Consider the following 17,014-nt stretch of genomic DNA (forward strand, 5'->3'; position numbering starts at 1 on the left):
CCTAACTCGGCTAAACTCAATCGCATGATCTCGGCCCTACTCTTCGCCGTCGGAACAACCGGAGGGGATTTGGCCGCTCCTATCAAGGCCATGTCTAACGAATTAACACAACTCACAGCGCTTGAAAACGCGATGATCCCGATCGTGGAGCGGTTCTCGATGGACCGCGACGAGTTCGAGCGGCTCTACCTCACGACCCACTCTGCCGATCGATTCGCCGAGCTGAAGGTCTTTCTCGCAGAGCAGATGGACAGCCTTGGCACGGTGGACTTCGACGACCTCGGGGTCGAAGGGCGCGTCGATTGGTTGCTTCTGCGCAATCGTATCGAGTACGAACTGCTCGATGCCGACATCGACCTTGAGCGCCTGAACGAGGCGTCGCCGTTGCTGCCGTTCCTGGACATGATAGTCGGCTTCATGGAGCGACTGCGCGCGATGGAGAACGTCGATTCCCGCAGCGTTGCCGGACAGCTCGCCGACGCTCTCGAAAAACTGAAGTCAGCGAAGGAGGACGAGATCGAAATCTCGCCGTTCGTCGCTCTTCGGGCTGGGCGGATCGCCAACGATCTGAAGCGGTCGCTCAAGACGTGGTTCGAGTTCTACGACGGATATGATCCGGACTTCTCGTGGTGGGTGCGAAAGCCGTACGAGGAGTTTGACAACGAGCTAGAGGCCTGGATCAAGTACGTCAACGAGGAGCTGGGAGGCGTGAAGGAGGATGACGACGAGGCGATCGTCGGCGATCCCGTCGGTCGAGAGGCACTCTTGGTCGATCTCAAGAAGGAGATGATCCCTTACACTCCCGAAGAGCTGGTCCGGCTCGCCGACAAGGAGCTGGCGTGGTGCAAGGCGGAGCTCAAAAAGGCCGCCACCGAGCTAGGGTTTGACGACCCGATGGCGGCGATGGAGTACGTCAAGACGCTCCACGTCGATCCCGGCGACCAGCCTGCGCTGATCCGCGACCTGGCGCTTGAGGCGATCGCGTATCTGGAGGACAACGACCTCATGACCATCCCCGAGCTTGCCAAGCAGAGCTGGCAGATGTCGATGATGTCGCCGCAGCGGCAGTTGCTCGCGCCGTTCTTCCTGGGCGGGCGCACGATCATCGTCTCGTACCCGACCGACGCGATGACGCACGAGCAGAAGCTGATGAGCATGCGCGGGAACAACGAGCACTTCGCGCGCGCGACGGTGCACCACGAGCTGATCCCCGGCCACCACATGCAGCAGTACATGAACCGCCGGTTCAACACGCACCGCAGCGCGTTCGGAACGCCGTTCTGGACCGAAGGGTGGGCGCTATACTGGGAGATTCTGCTCTGGGACCTTGGATTCCCGAAGACGCCGGAGAACAAGATTGGCATGCTCTTCTGGCGAACGCACCGCGCAGCCAGGATCAAGTTCTCGCTCGGCTTCCATCTGGGGCAGATGACGATCGAGGAGTGCGTCGAGCTCTTGGTGAACGTCGTCGGCCACGAGCAGAAGACCGCAGAAGCCGAGGTCCGCCGCTCGTTCGAGGGCAGCTACATGCCGCTGTACCAAGCGGCGTACCTGCTCGGCGGGTTGCAGATCAACTCGCTCCGCAACGACCTGGTAGAGAACGGCCCGCTGAGCTACAAGGAGTTCCACGACCGCATCATCCGCCTGAACCGCATGCCGATCGAGATGCTCCGCGCGATCCTGACCGACACTTTGTTGGAGAAGGAGTTCGAGACGAACTGGCGCTTCTACGGCAGCCCGTAGCTTCACACCTACGCTTTAAGGTGTGGGAGGATTTGGCAGGCGGGTGCACGGGTGTCACGGTCTGTTCCGAATCGTAGGCCGTGCTTGCTCCAACTCCTCCCGGAGCCGACAATATGCTGCGTTATCGACCGCGTCGATCTCCCCCGGCATCTGGTCACCTGGAGACCAAGGCCTTCGCCCGAGCCAGAGTGGACCTATGGCCTCGCCCAGAGACGGAATCTGAGAAGCTACAGCGACTCAATCTGATCCGCTGTGCTCAAGCGTGCCAAGGTTCCCTGTTTGGCGCCAATGCCCCACTGTTGGATCTTTGGCCAATTCTTGATGATACGTGCCGCATCTGCGAATAATGTATCCTGCTTACCCGAGTAGCGAACGTAGAGCACCCGTACACCATTGGCCATGAGCGCCTTATGCTCCGCGTCACGCCTTCGCTGATTGTGATCACGACTAATCACGATCCAATCATTCTTACCCGCTTCGGGAATCCAAACAGTATCTGGTGTATCCGTTGGGAAGCGATCCCTCAAAGCAATGACTTCGTGACCATGAACCAAGCCGGACAGAGCCCGGGCGATTCGGAAAGAGATATCGTTATCGAAGAAGAACGTCGCCACCTTTCTTGCGCTCCATGGAACGTTCGAATTCAGCGGCATCTTCAATAGCTGAGGTAGTCGTACCGTACCACCAAGCGACAGCGCCCGCGTCTTCTTCAGCCATTAGTGCTTGTGCGAGGACGTACGTGTGAGCTCCAGAAATATCTTCTATGGGCTTTCCAAATGCTCTGTTTGGATGAAGTACGACTGCCCGATCACGACCCAATGGCCGCCATTCGGATGCAAGATCGCCGACGTGAACGAGTTGTCTGCCGATCTCTTCGAAGAACGCGTGATGTTGTCCCGTTAGGGCGTGCTGCCAATTGCCACCCAGTTCAATTAGCATCCCCTTTCCATCAGTAGCAAATCTCTTAGTCGCCAGCGGATATGAATCGCCCCACGCTTTACGGAACTTGCCAGCTGTAGCGCGAATTTCATCGAGCTTTACGCCCGCATCGCGAAAACCCCGCACGTACATCAGCTCAACGAGGTCGCCGAAAGTAAGTGCAGACTCCTCATCCCGTGCGATCACTGCTGCATATTCCTTGGTGCCGTACCTGAGCTCTTGGACGTAACCCTCTACCCACCGCGACAGAGTTCGTCGCGGTGTCTTGAGCAAGCGGGCCGTATCAACTAGTGAGTAAATGCCTACCCCGAGGGTTTCAGAGCTTGTCATGCTCCTAATTTTACGCCATTACGGCCTGCAATAGGGTGAAGATCTAGCCATTGGGTCTGGGTAAAGGTAAAGTTCCGAGCTTCCAACGCGCAGCCTCTAGCAAGTTGCCAGCCTGGCAGCCGGGGCGACCCTTGGTCTCGCCGTCCATCGAGAACGACCTGAAATCGATACCTGGGCAAGGTCGCCCTGGAGCAGAAGCCACCATTGACATCCGTACACTAGATCCTTCAACTCTCAATAGCCTGACATGAACTTTTGCCTTGGACATGCGTCTACGCTGGCATGAAAAGGCTCGTATACCTACTCATTGCATCAGCGATCGGTTCCGCCTCCGCAAGCGCGCAAGTAAACGTTCGATCCTCTGAACTCAATGAGGCGACCTTCTCGAAGATCCGCGCCGCGATCCTTCTCAACCCGTCGGCGGCGCAGTGGGAGACGATCCCATGGCAGCCCGAACTCGGGCCAGCGATCACCGAAGCACGCAAGCAGGACAAGCCGATCCTCCTGTGGATGATGAACGGAAACCCCGTCGGCATGACTTGATTCAACGGTGTAAAGGACAGGCAGTTAGCCTGGGAAGACGAAGGAGTCAGGGAGCTAGTCAAGGGTTTCTTGCCGGCCACCGACGAAGTGGACAAGCTGCAGCGCGGCAACACGCCCGCGAGCAGGTTCTTCCGTCAGGTCATGACCCGCAACTACTCCAACCTGCAAACCACGCAAGGCACCTACTTGGTGACGCCAAGCGGTGAGCTGCTGGGTTATGGTCACACGCTCGATCCTGCGGGGATGAAGACGTTCCTCAAGGACGGGCTGAAGAAATGGAACGCAATGTCACAGGCGGAGAGGCTCGGGAACGAAGCAAACATGGCCAAGAAGTCCTCGATGTATCCCGAAGACGGGCTCGTACTCATGGTCGCGCTGCACAAGTTCTATGAGAGAGAGCCGCGCACCGCGCGCGAGCTACGCGGACTGGTCGAGTGGAACAGGGACTACGCGTGGTTCAGCAAGGACGAAGCGCGACAGTTCCTCCCCAATGCTCCCAAGACGGGCGACAAGCACGAAGTGCCGACAAGCCTGATCAACCGGCTGGCGCGTTACCACTTCACGGACACGGTTCTTGCTTGGGCAGACCCGTATCCGTTGAACAAAGTTGAATCCGCACAGCTGACGTCGACGGTCACTAAGATCGAAGGAAACATTGTTTCAGTGCGGTTCGACGGCGCCGTCAAGGTGTGGCAAGACGACCTTCCACGCTTCGGCTACTCCAGGGCGCGGCTCCCGCGCAAACCCGACCGCGGCTACGACGCAAAGCTCCTTGGTTATGCCACTTTCGACTTAGAAACGAGCAAGTTCGTGTCGTTCGAACTCGTCGCCAAGGGTGCCCATCACGGCGGTGGCGTGGGCGCATACACTGTTCCGACGACCCTGGGCATCGTGCTTTCTCTCGCTGGGGACAGACCGATGGACCGGATCGAACCGCTGCACATCAGACAGTACGATTGGTGATCGCTGTAGCTGCATCCCTCAGGTCTCGTTCTCTCTCATCACCGGACGTGCGCGAGCGACAAAAGCCATCATTCGGTACAGTTGCACAGATGACCATCCAGAACGACCAGCCGTTCCCGACGATAAAAGCCTTCAGGCTCGATGGCGGCAAGAGGACACTGCCCGACGACCTTGGGCCGGGCTGGAGCGTGCTCCTCTTTTATCGCGGAGTGTGGTGAAGCTTCTGCCATCGGCAGTTGGCCGAGTTCCAGTCACAGTTCGAGCGGCTTCGGCGCCTAGAGACGCAGGTCGCGGCCCTCTCTTCGGACTCTGAGGAAGAGGCGCGGGAGATGGTCGATCGCAACTCTTTGACCTACCCCATGTACTTTGGGCTCGACGCCGAGAGGACGCTGGCGGCGATCGGAGGCCATGTCAAGTTGGAGAAGGGGTTCGTGCAGCCGTCGGGGTTCCTTTTGCGGCCCGACCGGACCATCGTCCAGTTCACCCAGTCGAGCGGGCCGATTGGCCGGTTTGACGCCGTGGACGCGGTGAGCATCATCAAGTGGTACCAGGAGAGTAGTTGAGGGTGACGGACTCAACGAACGGCTCGCTTGCTTGGCCGATATCTCAGAACGGACTCCGCAGTTGGTCCCGAGGGTAGGCGTTGCACCGTCCGCACACTCAGGCAAGAAAGATGGAGGGTGGCGCTCCTGCGACACCGCTCACGGTTTTGCAGGAGCAAAACCCTCCAATTGCGCACCTTCAAAGGATAACATCACGCCAGGTGTGATCCGATGACGACACTAATTCTCGCGGCACTGCTGACGACTCAAGACCGAGGCGGGCTAGCCGGACTCGCGCAGAAGCACGAGGGGCAGTCCCGGCGCGCGACCTCGACGAGGCGCGAAGGCCCGGATGGCAACTACCTCAGAACTGCCAGACCAAAGGGCGACCTCAGCGAGCGCAGCAACTGGGACAACTTCCGTGTCGCGGCGGGTGAGACGCACGTGCTGATGGACGAAGAGGGGCCGGGGGTCATCACGCACATGTGGCTCACGTTCCTCGGCCCACAACCGCAAGGTTGGGCGCCGGACGGCTCGGCAGACCACCAGGAGATGCTCTTGAGGATCTACTGGGACGGAAGCGAAAAGCCAGCCATAGAAGCACCGGTAGGAGACTTCTTCGCCAACGCGTTCGGCAAAAGGAGGGAGGTTATCAGCATCCCGGTCATCGTCGAGGACGCGGACTCTTACAACTGCTTCTGGCACATGCCGTTCCGCAAGTCCGCGAGGATCGAGATCGTCAACCAGAGCGAGAAGCCGATCTCCCTGCTCTACTACAACATCGACTGGATCAAGCGCGATTCCCTCCCGGAGGACACGCCGTACTTCTACGCGCAGTACCGCCAGGAGTACCCGGTCAAGAGCGGCCAAGACTACGTCGTGCTGGATACCGAGGGAGCAGGCCACTACGTTGGCACGGTGCTCAGCGTCAGGACAAGAAGCCCCAGCTGGTTCGGCGAGGGCGACGAGAAGATCTACATCGACGGCGAGGAGCACCCTTCGATTTGGGGCACCGGCACAGAGGACTACTTTCTTTCAGCTTGGGGACTGAAGACGACCAGCACACCGTACTTCGGGACGCCGTTCTTCGACCAGTGGGGCATAGTCGGCGGCCACACGAGCGCATACCGGTGGCACATCAACGACCCACTCGTGTTCCAGAAAGGGATCAAGGTCACGTTCGAGCACTTCGGCTGGATCTCGCCGGATGAAAACCCCGACTACAAGAGCACTTCGTGGAACGAGAGGGAAGACGACTACTCGAGCGTCGCGTTCTGGTACCAGACCGGCACGCCGACCTTCGCAGCCCGCGCGCCGAGCGGGCCAGAGAGAAAACTCCCCTCTCTCGAAAGGGTGATCGCCTACGCCCGCGACCACATCGAAAACCGCGGAGACTTCCCGGCAGAGACGCAAAACCTCTCCTTCTACGACGGCCCCCAAGTGCTCTACCGACCGACCAGCGAAAGAGACGCCTGGATCGAGATTCCGTTCGAGATCACCGAGAAGGAACCGCTGCGACTCCTGCTCAACATGACCACCAGCTACGACTTCGGCACTTACCAGGCGTACCTGATTCCAGTAGAGACTGTTTTGGAGTGCGGCGATTCATCGCCGCTTTTGCTACCGCAGGCCGAGCCGCTCGGCATTCGTTTGGGTTTGTTCGGTTTGGTCCGGATTGGTTCGGGTTCGTTCGGCGGTTCGGGAGTTCGGGAGTTCGGAGGGTCGCCGCAAAGTCCCGCCCCATATTCATCATTCATCAATCATCAATCTGCAGTCCCCCTCGGCTCCCCCATCGACCTCTACACCAAGGAAGTCAAGAGCAAGGAGATCCACCTGCTCGACTTCTGGCCCGAACCCGGCATGTACATCCTTCGGCTCGTATGTACCGGCAAGAACCCCCTCTCGAATGGCTACTACCTCGGCATGGAATCCGTACGCTTGAGAGAACGAAGACCGAGGGTCAAACAGTACGGCCACGACAAGGACATGGACTGGCGAAAAGAACTGAAGCTGTACCGCTAGCAGAGTCTCCTAGCCTGTGCGAGACGCCAATCACAGAATGAATTCTACCGGGCGTGGGGCACGCGTCAGGTATGGTCATGCCACCGGCGCGAACGCGCCGCCGAGGAGATTTGATATGAAAGTTATTGGCATCGTCGGCATCCTGGGTTTGGGCCTGGTTGCCGCGACCGCAATTTCGTTCTCGTTGTCCAGGGATGCTGTCGGAGCTTCTGCTACGGCGAGCAAAGCTTCGGAATCAAGTGAATTCGTGTCGGCGGAGTCGTTCTTCACAGGAACTGTGGTCGATAACGATGGTGCTGGCCCGCTCGCAACGGACTTGGAACGCGTTAATCCCAGGCGGGAACTGCCCCAGGGCATGGAGTGGATAGCCCAGACCCCGCCGGTCGATACGTCCGGCATCGGCATGAAGACGGCAGACGGAGTGTTCGTCGGAGTCGTGCTCCCGTACGACACGCGCGAGGGCGACCAGGTCTCCACCGTCGTCGTCGCATCGGCGCCGCCGGGCGAGTCCGAGGCGATGTTCGCGGGCATGGTCATCGTGGACCCCCAAGGCAAGAATCACGACGTAAAGCCTGGCGAGTTCATCACCTTCGCCGCTGTCGGGGCCATGGTCTGGAAGCTGCTCGACCGGGACGGCAACACGGTCGCCGAGACGAACGTCGATCTAACGGACCAGGAGAGCCGCGACAACGAGTTCCAGCACGAGCCGATCATCGCCAGGTCGAAACAGGTGATCGACATCCCCGGCGACTTCAACGGAGACATGTCCGACACCAAGATCACGATCGCTGGCCAAGAGGCGACGATTATCGCCGAGAACCCGCGCGGCGCGGTCTTCGCAGTGCCCGACCTCGGTGAGAGGGTCGGCGAACTGGGGTGCGTCGTGGAGGAGGCCGGCGAGACGTATGAGATCCCAATGGTCGCTATCTCACTGAGCATCGAAGGCCCAAAGACCATGGTGCTTGGTCAGACCTCGAACATCAAGATCACGATCAACGGCCTGGGCGCTCTGGAGGACCTTCCAGAAGGGCAGATGGTCGACAGTATCTACATCAAGTACCGCAACGACACCCCTGCGACGATCAGCTTCCCGAACCACAACGTGGACTCGCACGCGGTCGACATCTCGCAGGTCAAGGACGGTTCGTACACGTTCGAGGCGCCGATTACAGCCGTGTCGCCTGGTTCGTTCATGGTCGAAGCATGGAGCTGGGTCTATCTGGAGGCGTCGTACGGCCAATACTGTACGTCGCGGCAGTGCTGCTTGGTCACGTGCGGAACCTGCACAGAGGGCTGGTTCTTCTGCAACGACGACGGCACGGTCAACTGCGCCAAAGTGGACAAAGACAAGATTCAGTGCGGCCGGTGCGGCCAAGCCAACTGCAACAACAACCACTCGGGCGGCGCCGCTTGCGGTCACTGGTGGTGCAGTTGCCCCTTCGGTGCCTGCGGCTGCTGACGCCTCAGGAACGGCTGTGCGTTCCGGTGCGACCTGTCAGGTCGCACCGGAACCCGGAAACTACATCCTGAAACTCAAGTACATCGGCAAGAACCCCCTCTCGAACGGCTACTGCCTCGGCATCGAGTTCATGCGCTTAAGAGATCGACGGTCGAGGGTCAAACATTGCGCCCACGACAAGGACAATGAGTGGCGAACTGAGTGAACGCTGCGCGGCTCGTCTGCCTTGCGCCCGCTCTGCTCCTTGTATGCCGCTAGAATCCCCCGTGCCAGAGACTGCGCCTCGCTTCCAGAGCCGTTTCGAAAAACGAACACGGTCACCCCGCTTTCCAGCCCGCGGATCACGTGCGCCGTAAACCCCTGCGTGTTGCCGTGGTGCCACACCACGCGCTCGCCATCGACCTCGTCCGGAAACCACCCGAACCCATACTCGCCGAGCGAACCGTCGTTCAGGGTGAACCGGGTCCACATCTTCTCCTTGATCTCAGCGCTCAACAGGTCGTCCGACCGCAGGGCCTTGTCCCACAGAGCGTAGTCGAGAACGCTCGTCAAAACCCCGCCGCTGCCGTCGTAAGCCCTTGGCCGCGCGGGGTTGGGGTTGGAGTACGAACCGTCGCGCCGCCGGTAGCCGTTCGCGCGATGAGGGACGATCCGCCCCATCTCATAGTAGTGCGTCGCGGTCATCCCCAGAGGCTCCAATATCCGCTCGGTCACGTACTCGCGCAGTAGCATCCCCGTGACCTTGTGCACTATCTGGCCTAGGGTCGCGAAACCGAAGTTGTTGTAGCGGTATTTCTCGCCCGGCTCCTCAGCAAGCTCTATGCCGTCAAAGAGAGCGACGAACTCCTCCGGCGTGTACTGTGCTGAGAACTGGAAGCCCGGCGCCCTGGGTATCCCCGATGTGTGCGACAGCAGGTGCTTGATCCGGATCTTGCCCCAAGACTCCGGCGCCGTCGGCAGATGATAGACAACGCGGTCCTCCAGCGAGAGCTTCCCCTCCTCGATCAGCATCATAGTCACCGCGGCGCAGAACGCCTTGGAGAGCGAGGCGATCTTGAACACCGTCTCCGGCCAGACCGCGGTGCCCGTCTCGATGTTCGCGAGCCCGTAGCTCCGGCTTTCTTGCAGTACGCCGTCCACGACGATCCCGAGTGCGACCCCGTTGATCCCGTCGGCGTCCATGTTCGCCCGCACCAGGTCGTCGATCTCGTCTGCCCGTGCGACCGAGCCGAGCAACAGCAGGAGAAAAAGCAAGCTCCGAGTTCGCATCAGCGAATCTTACACAGTTTCCGCATTTGAACGGCCAGCCGGGGTCGAGACACTGATAGAATAGAGCCATGCTTGGGGTGCTGTTACTATCGATCGTGCAACAGGGGCAGACCTTCCCGTTGCCGCCATTCGTGCGTGAGTGGACGCATCTTCTCGACCGATCGATGGGCTACATGGAGACTCCCACGGTCGCCGGCAGCTCTGTCTACTTCACGAGCGGGGGTTCGTGCGTTTCGTTCGACGTTTCTGCCCAGAGAGTGGACTGGACGTGGCGGCCTAGAGGTGAGCAGTACGCCCGGTCCGTCGCGGTAGACGAGGATTCGGTCTACGTATTGATTACTGCTTCGGGGGAAGGCCCAGGCTGGATCGCTGCGCTCGATAGGGCCACTGGCGAGCACAAACGGTCAGTCCGCAGGAGCGGAGAGGACTCACCGATGGCGGCCCAGGACGGCGTACTCGTCGCAATGACCGAACCGAGGACTCTCTCCGGCATAGATACCGCCAAGATGGAGATCATTTGGTCGACCGAGGTGTTCGTCGAAAAGGGCGAGGAGGAGTTCAAGTGGTGGGCGCTGAGGTCGCCGCCGGTCATCTCAAACGGTCAGGTGTACATCAACACGTGGGAGTTCGAGACCCTTGCGCTCGACCTGAAGACGGGCGAGATATTTTGGAAGGTCACGAATTCGAGGAGCCAAGTTGCTGTCGCGGACGAGGCAGGGGTCGTCCTTGTTTCACAGGGCGGGGGTCTCGTAGGACGCCAAGTAAAATCGGGCCAAGTAATCTGGCGGGCAGATGGCGACGCAAACGATTACGCGGGAGTATTCGCTGGCAACTTTGTCACGCTGGGCAGAAATATCGTGCGGGCGCTGGACATTAGAACCGGCAGCCTCAGCTGGTCTGTCGACGTAGGCGATCAGAACATGTCGGGCGGTTACCAATTTGGGCTGGTCGCTGACAGCACGCTGATCATTAGATCGATGGATGAACTTGTTGCTTTCTCGCCCACCGGCGCGCGCAAGTGGACTGTTCCAGCGGACATCGGTTTCAGCTTCCCCATCTGGATCCAGGGAGACAAGTTCGTCTGCACCGATGGTGAGCGGTTCTTGGGATACCGGACGGGCGAGTACGACCCGATCCCGGATAGTGCGGCCGGGCGACAGGAGTTGGCCAGGTCGATGGCGTCGCAGTACGTTCTTCTGGACAACGCCGAAAGGGCGCGGCTAAAAAGCATGGGCGCCGATGCGATACTCCCTCTGGCCGAGGCGATGGCCGAAAACGGTCGTCTCTATGACAAGTACAAGGGCAGAGAAGATGAGATCGACAACTTCAGATTCTACTCATTGGTCATGGACATCATGGGGGACTTGGCAGGGATATTCTACGGAGAGCACACGGACGGCATCATGCAGATTGCAGAGGCGCTGCCAAAAGGCAACCTCGCCCGCGACAATCTCCTTCGCCTCCTTGCGGATCGAGGCGACCCAGCTCATTCGACGTCGTATTTCCTCATCCAGGTTGCCGACATCCCAGCTGATGAACTCGAGTTCGGTAAATTCTCGTCGGCGCTAACCTCGCTGGCCAACTCTCCCGAGCCGGAGGCCGTCGAGTTTATGATCGGTCTCCTGCAAAACGAGGCCGTCGATTCGCGTGTGCGCGAGCTCGCCTACGTCAATCTCGCGCGGGTCGGCGGGGCGGCCGGACTGAAGGCGGTGCTGGCCGAGCGCTTTGGTCGTCGACTTCTTGCGCCGCTTGAAAAGAGGATGAAGCTGAGCGAGCTCGTTGAAGACAGCGAGCGCAGGACGGCGATCATCGACACCCGCAAGGACGACGACGGCACTTTGTGGGCGCTGATCACGAGCGACGCGATGGGCAGCTACAGCGACCTCTGGATCGTGCACAGAGAGAACGACAAGTGGGTGCAGCCGCTCTTTACCGGCCTCACCCAGGTCTCAAGGAGGATCAGGAACCGGCCCGACAACGTCGAACAGTCGTACAAGGGGTACTCGGTCAGCGACATCGTCGCCGGCCTCTGGTTCGACCTGCTGGTCGGTGAAAAGACGGTATCGAGCGACAGGGACGGCGACGGCCTGACAGACCTGATGGAGGAGCGGCTGGGGACCGACCCCGCAGACCCGGATACGGACGACGACGGCACCGGCGACCTCGTCGATCCATGGCCGATGGTCAAGCCGAGGACCCTCACGAACAAAGAGGCGTTCTTCGCGGCCGTGTTCGAGGCGCGGTACCACTTCGACACCGACGTTTCACCTGCGATCTTCACAGGCGAGAAGGGCATGGAGCCGTTCGAGATGCCAGGTTGGCACGGGCCGGTCATCTGGACGGACGAAGAACGGCGGTCGAACAGAACCGACAAGCTGAGCGGCCTGTGGGAAGAGGGCGTCGCCTTCTTGGGCTTTGAAGAGGCGAGGGACTTCGACGACGACAGCCCGCCGTCTGGCCAGACGATCACGTGGAACGAAGACTTGAGCGAAGGGACAGTGATCATCTCGACCTACTACGGCGGCTTGAACGGCACCGGCTACTTCGTGCGAGCCAAGAAGTTCGGCAACCGTTGGGTCGTCATCGAGATGTATATGCAGTACATCTCTTAGGCCGTGCTAAAGTTGATCGCCGGATCGTTCTGTGGCTGAAACTGCGAACGACGGTGCTAGACTTCACTTGCCTGAATCGTATCGTTTGAGCGCGTTCATGACTTCCCATCGAACGCCCTCGACCGGGTCGTCCTCCATCGTCTTGATGATCGGGAGTGCCTGCTTAGCAACTTGTCTGCTCAACGCGAATACGCTCACCGACCTGACGGTCGCGTTCTTATGGCGCAAGTCGTTGCACAAGAAAGTCACGTACTTTCGCTCGGTGTACCGGGTCAGTAACAGCCCTATCTCCCAGGCGTTGCCGTCCAGCAGGCTCCTCTCTAGCGCGTGAAACCCCGCAGGCCCTTTGTTCTTCCGCATGGTGTCCCGCGCAAGCTGCCTCACCGACTGGTCCGAATCGGTCATGGCTCCTACTACCAAAAAGAGGTTGTCCTCCGTCCCAGTCCGGCCTAGCACCCTGACGATCGCCCGTCGCGCGGTGACATTCTCGTCGGCGATCACATCTTTCCAAGCCTTGGCGATTTTGAGATCGTCGGCTCGAGCAAATGTGCCAAGCGCGAGAAGAAGGACGACTGCGATTGCCTGCAGCAGGCTCTTGCCGCGAGCTCTCGGTTGTCTTGTACACATGGGTGATCACCTAGCCGTGCTGATATGAGATTAACACGATTTTGTGCTGTTGACTCGATTGCTGGAACTGGTGGAGCTGAGGGGGCTCGAACCCCTGACCTCTGCAGTGCGATTGCAGCGCTCTCCCAACTGAGCTACAGCCCCATGTCGAAGCGGGTGAATTATACCGGGGCGTTGGGATTTGTTCGGGTTTGTCCGGGTTTGTTCGGTTTGGTTCGGACGGGGGCGGCCGTTCTGACCACAGGCTAGGGTGCCACGGTCTGTCCCGAAGGGCAGGCCGTGCCGCAGCTGCGACGTAACGCCAGCAGGGGAGGGCGAGCGTCCCCGCGAGCCGGACGGATGCTCACGGGCTATCGCGCCGTTCGCCGACGCCCTCTAGGTTGCTTGCGGAAGAGCCAGCCCAGGAACAGTGGACAGATGTGCGCTGTAAACCATGTCCTGTCGCAAAGTGTGGCCGCATCCTTCCGGTTGCCTCCGGGCGCGTTGGACGGCCTTGCAGGTGGGAGCCTGTGGTAAGCGCGCAAGCTGAAGCATGCGGCTGCATTTCGACCGGTCTCCTGCTATCCGCGAGCCGTTTCAGCCCATGCGACAGACCCGTTAAGGCTAAAATAGCGGGCACATATGTACTCGTTGACCAAGAACAGCACGCTCAGGGATCTCGCGGTGGTCGAAGCGCCAAGCTTCGCAGTGTCGCTCATTGTCGCCCAAGTCTTCTTCAAGTTCGGCAGCTTCGCCCTAGAGCTTGCTGGCTTTCTCGCGCTGTGGTACGTCACCTCCGGCGCGATCAAGTGGCTGGACGGTCGGAAAGACCGCAGAGTCGACAAGCCCGCAACGTAGGAGCGCGTCCCGGAAAGCAGCCAGACCCGCAAGCTCCCGATCGCCCATCGGGTAGAGCATCGTGCGCGTCAGGTACCGAGCGCAGGCGTTGCGATCCCAGCCGGACGACTCTGCCGCTTGGTCGATCACGTCCTGGATGTGTTCGTTGCTCCACCGTTCAGCCCGGTGCAAGAGCGTTGCTAGCTCTGTCGTCAAACCCTCGCCACCGATCCACGCCGCCCATACGAACGGCAGTCCGGTCATCGACGTCCAGGCCTCACCGAGGTCCAGCACGTGCAGCCCGTCTCCGGACGTCGTCATCCCGATGTCGCCGATCAGCACCGCCGCGTCGTGCAACTCCAGCATCGCATCGAGATTCGGCTTGGCGACTTCGACAGACGGGCGCGCTCCGTAGGTTTCGATCAAAACGATCTGCGCAAGGTAGTTGCTTGTCATCGAACTCTGGTCGAGCGCAAGCGAACCGATTTCCGGGAACGGCACGTTGCTGAAGAGCTTCACGCTCTCCGCTTTGCCGTAGCTCCCAATGCACACGCCTTCTGCGATCCGGCGGCCGGGCGTCACCAGGGCGTCGAAGCTCGATGCCAGCACCGCGTCCGCGCGCCCCTCATCGAGCATTTTTGGAAGCAGGGATGGGATCTCGTAGACGACTCTGACAGGACTCTCGGCACCCAGAGAATCGAACCACGCGACGAGGGGGCGGGCGTTGACGAACGGCACGCATCCTACAGTGAACTTCGCCATCTAGCCCTCCTTGCGCGCCACGGCGACGACACTGCTGCCCCAAGGGAGCGAACCGCCCATGATCCAACGCGCCTCCATGTCCTGCAGTTTGACAAGAAACGTGTTGATTCCGCCCGAAACCCTGGGCAAAGAGACCTTCGCCGGGCCCCAGCGGAACTTGTCGATCGTTCGCACAAGGATCACCATAGGGAACAGCAGGAACACGCTGTAGGAGAGCTTTTCGAGCTTCAGCCCGTGCCGCTCCAGCAGATCCCTGACTTGCCTCTTCGTGTACCGGCGGTGGTGCATCAGCGCCACGTCGTGCGGCCCCCAGAGCCACTTGAAGGCGGGCACGTTCAGAATCAGCACGCCGCCCGGTTTGAGCACCCGGGCGATCTCAGAGACAGCGGCCTCGTGGTCTGGGACGTGCTCGAGGGTGTCGAGAGACACGACCGCGTCGAACTGTCCGCCCCGCACCGGTAGCGTCTCCGCGTTGCCCACCATAAGGTTTGGGAGTCCCCGCTCTTGGCAAAACTGCATCGCCAGAGGGCTGAAGTCGACGCCGCCGGCCCAGCCCAGCTTCTGGAGCTCGGCCAGCACCGCGCCAGTGCCCGACGCGACGTCCAACACCCGCTCTTTTGAACCTGCGAACTGGTCAAGCATCGCCAAAGCCAGTCGACGTCGCGAGACGAACCACCAGTAGTGGTCTTCAGCCTTGCGCATCTTGGCGTACTCTTCAGTCTGCATCGCGGGGCCTCGTGCGGCCTCCTTTGCCCGCTAACCGGAGCTTGACCAACTCGGCCATCATCCTGGACCCGTCGCGGAGCATATTGACCTTCGACCCCTCCTGGTGCGACCAGCGGATCGGGACTTCGGCGATCTCGTACCCCAGGTCGCGCGCGATCATCAGAGCCTCGAAGTCGAACCCGTACCCATCGAGCTTGCTCCGGCCGAACACGTCGCGCGAGACATCCTGCCGGAACAGCTTAAACCCGCACTGGGTGTCCTTGATCCCGCGCACGGCGAAAAGCTGAACCATCAGGTTGAAGGCTCGGCCCGCCATTTCACGGTACCACGGCTGGCGGACCTCCAGATCGGACTCTTTCAGCGGACGGCTGCCGATCGCGATCAGCGCGCCCTTCTCGACTGCGAGGAAGAGCTTCTCGACCTCCTCGATCGGCGCGGCGAGGTCGGCGTCGGAGAAGAGCAGCCACTCCGCCTCGACCTCGGTCATGCCCTTGCGCACGACGAACCCTTTGCCGCGGTTAGGCTGGGAGTCGATCAGCTCGAAACCGGGGTGCAAGGCGGAGAAGTCGGCGACTATCTGGACAGTGGAGTCCGTGCTGCCGTCGTTCACGACCACCACCTTCCACGTGTAAGACTGGGCAGCGAGGTACTCGTTCAGTCGCTCCAGGGTCGGACCGATCCGGTCTTCCTCGTTGTAGGCCGGGACGATGACGGCGAGGTGCGGCTTTTCCAAGTCGGTTTCGAGTCTACCAGTGGAATGTCAATCGCGGGCGCAGCGAATGCGCTAACCTTTTGGTTTGTCCAGTGGTCGCTCGTGGAGGATGAAAATCGTGCTCAGACCGCGCTTAGGCGGAATGACGAGTTTCCCGCGGTAGTAGAGCATGGTCGAGCCTCCGCCATCGAGCGATACCGCGTTGACGACACCGAGTCGCTTCATGGCGTTGCCAAATTCGCGGAGCGTCACGCGGTTGTTGGTCGCCATCATGACCAGTTCGCCCGACGCCGTTAGACCGATGCCGGTCCGAGGAGCTTTGCCCAGCAGTCCGATGTCCGTGAAGTGTTGCGCCCGCGGATTAGGCGAAACCTTTCCGTTGCGAATGAGCCGCACCGTTCCCCGCAGCAGATGCCTATAGCCGTACCAGTCGATCTCTCGCTGGTACGGCGTATCGAAGATCTTGACCTGGCCGTACCAGTCGACGCCGACGGCGCTGCCACGATTGCCTTGGGCGACCAGTTTTCCGTTGACTACCACGTCGGCAACCGGCTGCTGCGTCTTCCAACCGAAGAACGTGCCCGTGATCGCCGCCGCAGGCCGTTGCGCATCGATCATCTTTGAAGCGTTGGTGAGCTTGTCCGCGTAATATGCCTCTGCGGTTACCCTGCGGCTGGGCATGTCTGCGACCACCGCGTGGTAGTAGACGTAGCCGTCCTGAAAGCTCACGTACCTAATCGGTCGATCGGCTGCTCGGCCGTGCGGCGCAAGAGCCACGGCTAGCAGTAGTCCGGCTGCGGGTCCCATAATTTTGCTGCCTACAATTTACTATGTCGGATCAAAGGAGCGCCGCCTTCACGAGCGCTTCTAAAAATGGAGAACGGTTTCATCGTTTTCTTAGGACGTCTGATACCGGTCAATGTGATGGCGTTCCAGCGACAATCGGGAT

Annotated in this window: 15 protein-coding genes and 1 tRNA gene; 7 read left to right on the top strand and 9 right to left on the bottom strand. The window is 60.2% G+C overall.

The annotated features are described in order from the left end of the window. The first annotated feature begins 24 nt into the window (after positions 1 to 24). Positions 25 to 1,743: a DUF885 family protein gene (locus tag IH944_07240; GenBank protein MCH7904348.1), complete on the top strand. Its 1,719-nt coding sequence runs from the start codon at positions 25 to 27 to the stop codon at positions 1,741 to 1,743. 227 nt (positions 1,744 to 1,970) lie between these two features. Here the strand turns inward: IH944_07240 and IH944_07245 are convergent, their stop codons facing one another. Further along, positions 1,971 to 2,357: a hypothetical protein gene (locus IH944_07245; GenBank protein MCH7904349.1), complete on the bottom strand. Its 387-nt coding sequence runs from the start codon at positions 2,355 to 2,357 to the stop codon at positions 1,971 to 1,973. Next, entirely contained in the window at positions 2,335 to 3,012 is a 678-nt protein-coding gene (locus IH944_07250; GenBank protein MCH7904350.1) for a hypothetical protein, read from the bottom strand. Before IH944_07250 ends, IH944_07245 begins: the two co-directional genes overlap by 23 nt. Positions 3,013 to 3,294: 282 nt before the next feature. On the opposite strand from IH944_07250, the gene IH944_07255 reads away from it, so the two are divergent. The 5 genes from IH944_07255 (at position 3,295) to IH944_07275 (ending at position 8,541) form a co-directional block, all read left to right on the top strand. Next, positions 3,295 to 3,555 (top strand): hypothetical protein, encoded by a 261-nt coding sequence (locus tag IH944_07255; protein MCH7904351.1) that lies wholly within the window; start codon positions 3,295 to 3,297, stop codon positions 3,553 to 3,555. Between the two features lie 69 nt (positions 3,556 to 3,624). Continuing rightward, positions 3,625 to 4,518, top strand: a complete 894-nt coding sequence (locus IH944_07260) for a hypothetical protein (protein ID MCH7904352.1) — start codon at positions 3,625 to 3,627, stop codon at positions 4,516 to 4,518. Positions 4,519 to 4,754: 236 nt separating this feature from the next. Continuing rightward, a complete protein-coding gene (locus tag IH944_07265) occupies positions 4,755 to 5,081 on the top strand; it encodes a redoxin domain-containing protein (GenBank protein MCH7904353.1) in 327 nt (108 codons plus the stop codon). Between the two features lie 210 nt (positions 5,082 to 5,291). Further along, positions 5,292 to 7,082 carry a DUF2961 domain-containing protein gene (locus IH944_07270; protein MCH7904354.1) on the top strand — a complete coding sequence of 597 codons (1,791 nt, stop codon included), beginning with the start codon at positions 5,292 to 5,294 and terminating at the stop codon, positions 7,080 to 7,082. Between the two features lie 115 nt (positions 7,083 to 7,197). Then, complete coding sequence (locus tag IH944_07275; protein ID MCH7904355.1) at positions 7,198 to 8,541, top strand: hypothetical protein; 1,344 nt, start codon at positions 7,198 to 7,200, stop codon at positions 8,539 to 8,541. Between the two features lie 108 nt (positions 8,542 to 8,649). On the opposite strand, the gene IH944_07280 is transcribed toward IH944_07275, so the two are convergent. Further along, complete coding sequence (locus IH944_07280; GenBank protein ID MCH7904356.1) at positions 8,650 to 9,810, bottom strand: beta-lactamase family protein; 1,161 nt, start codon at positions 9,808 to 9,810, stop codon at positions 8,650 to 8,652. Positions 9,811 to 9,878: 68 nt separating this feature from the next. Between IH944_07280 and IH944_07285 the strand changes: the two genes are divergently transcribed. Continuing rightward, complete coding sequence (locus IH944_07285) at positions 9,879 to 12,422, top strand: PQQ-like beta-propeller repeat protein (protein MCH7904357.1); 2,544 nt, start codon at positions 9,879 to 9,881, stop codon at positions 12,420 to 12,422. Between the two features lie 63 nt (positions 12,423 to 12,485). Here the strand turns inward: IH944_07285 and IH944_07290 are convergent, their stop codons facing one another. The 6 genes from IH944_07290 to IH944_07315 all read right to left on the bottom strand — a co-directional run bounded on the left by IH944_07290 (position 12,486) and on the right by IH944_07315 (position 16,872). Continuing rightward, on the bottom strand, positions 12,486 to 13,049 hold the full coding sequence (locus tag IH944_07290) for a HEAT repeat domain-containing protein (GenBank protein MCH7904358.1): 564 nt from the start codon (positions 13,047 to 13,049) through the stop codon (positions 12,486 to 12,488). A gap of 68 nt (positions 13,050 to 13,117) precedes the next feature. Continuing rightward, positions 13,118 to 13,193, bottom strand: a tRNA-Ala gene (locus IH944_07295). A gap of 591 nt (positions 13,194 to 13,784) precedes the next feature. After that, a complete protein-coding gene (locus tag IH944_07300; protein MCH7904359.1) occupies positions 13,785 to 14,627 on the bottom strand; it encodes a menaquinone biosynthesis protein in 843 nt (280 codons plus the stop codon). Then, a complete protein-coding gene (locus tag IH944_07305; GenBank protein ID MCH7904360.1) occupies positions 14,628 to 15,353 on the bottom strand; it encodes a class I SAM-dependent methyltransferase in 726 nt (241 codons plus the stop codon). Beyond that, positions 15,343 to 16,086 (bottom strand): glycosyltransferase family 2 protein, encoded by a 744-nt coding sequence (locus tag IH944_07310; protein ID MCH7904361.1) that lies wholly within the window; start codon positions 16,084 to 16,086, stop codon positions 15,343 to 15,345. The genes IH944_07305 and IH944_07310 overlap by 11 nt, the downstream gene beginning before the upstream one ends. A gap of 51 nt (positions 16,087 to 16,137) precedes the next feature. Continuing rightward, on the bottom strand, positions 16,138 to 16,872 hold the full coding sequence (locus tag IH944_07315) for a phosphodiester glycosidase family protein (protein ID MCH7904362.1): 735 nt from the start codon (positions 16,870 to 16,872) through the stop codon (positions 16,138 to 16,140). Positions 16,873 to 17,014: the final 142 nt, after the last annotated feature.

It is taken from the genome of Armatimonadota bacterium, assembly GCA_022563855.1.
Lineage (GTDB): Bacteria > Armatimonadota > Fimbriimonadia > Fimbriimonadales > Fimbriimonadaceae > JADFMN01.

Excerpts from the sequence above, each read along its gene's own strand:
- IH944_07240 (MCH7904348.1), top strand. The coding sequence starts at position 25 with ATGATCTCGGCCCTACTCTTCGCCGTCGGAACAACCGGAGGGGATTTG.
- IH944_07250 (MCH7904350.1), bottom strand. The coding sequence starts at position 3,012 with ATGACAAGCTCTGAAACCCTCGGGGTAGGCATTTACTCACTAGTTGAT.
- IH944_07255 (MCH7904351.1), top strand. The coding sequence starts at position 3,295 with ATGAAAAGGCTCGTATACCTACTCATTGCATCAGCGATCGGTTCCGCC.
- IH944_07270 (MCH7904354.1), top strand. The coding sequence starts at position 5,292 with ATGACGACACTAATTCTCGCGGCACTGCTGACGACTCAAGACCGAGGC.
- IH944_07275 (MCH7904355.1), top strand. The coding sequence starts at position 7,198 with ATGAAAGTTATTGGCATCGTCGGCATCCTGGGTTTGGGCCTGGTTGCC.
- IH944_07280 (MCH7904356.1), bottom strand. The coding sequence starts at position 9,810 with ATGCGAACTCGGAGCTTGCTTTTTCTCCTGCTGTTGCTCGGCTCGGTC.
- IH944_07285 (MCH7904357.1), top strand. The coding sequence starts at position 9,879 with ATGCTTGGGGTGCTGTTACTATCGATCGTGCAACAGGGGCAGACCTTC.
- IH944_07290 (MCH7904358.1), bottom strand. The coding sequence starts at position 13,049 with ATGTGTACAAGACAACCGAGAGCTCGCGGCAAGAGCCTGCTGCAGGCA.
- IH944_07300 (MCH7904359.1), bottom strand. The coding sequence starts at position 14,627 with ATGGCGAAGTTCACTGTAGGATGCGTGCCGTTCGTCAACGCCCGCCCC.
- IH944_07305 (MCH7904360.1), bottom strand. The coding sequence starts at position 15,353 with ATGCAGACTGAAGAGTACGCCAAGATGCGCAAGGCTGAAGACCACTAC.
- IH944_07315 (MCH7904362.1), bottom strand. The coding sequence starts at position 16,872 with ATGGGACCCGCAGCCGGACTACTGCTAGCCGTGGCTCTTGCGCCGCAC.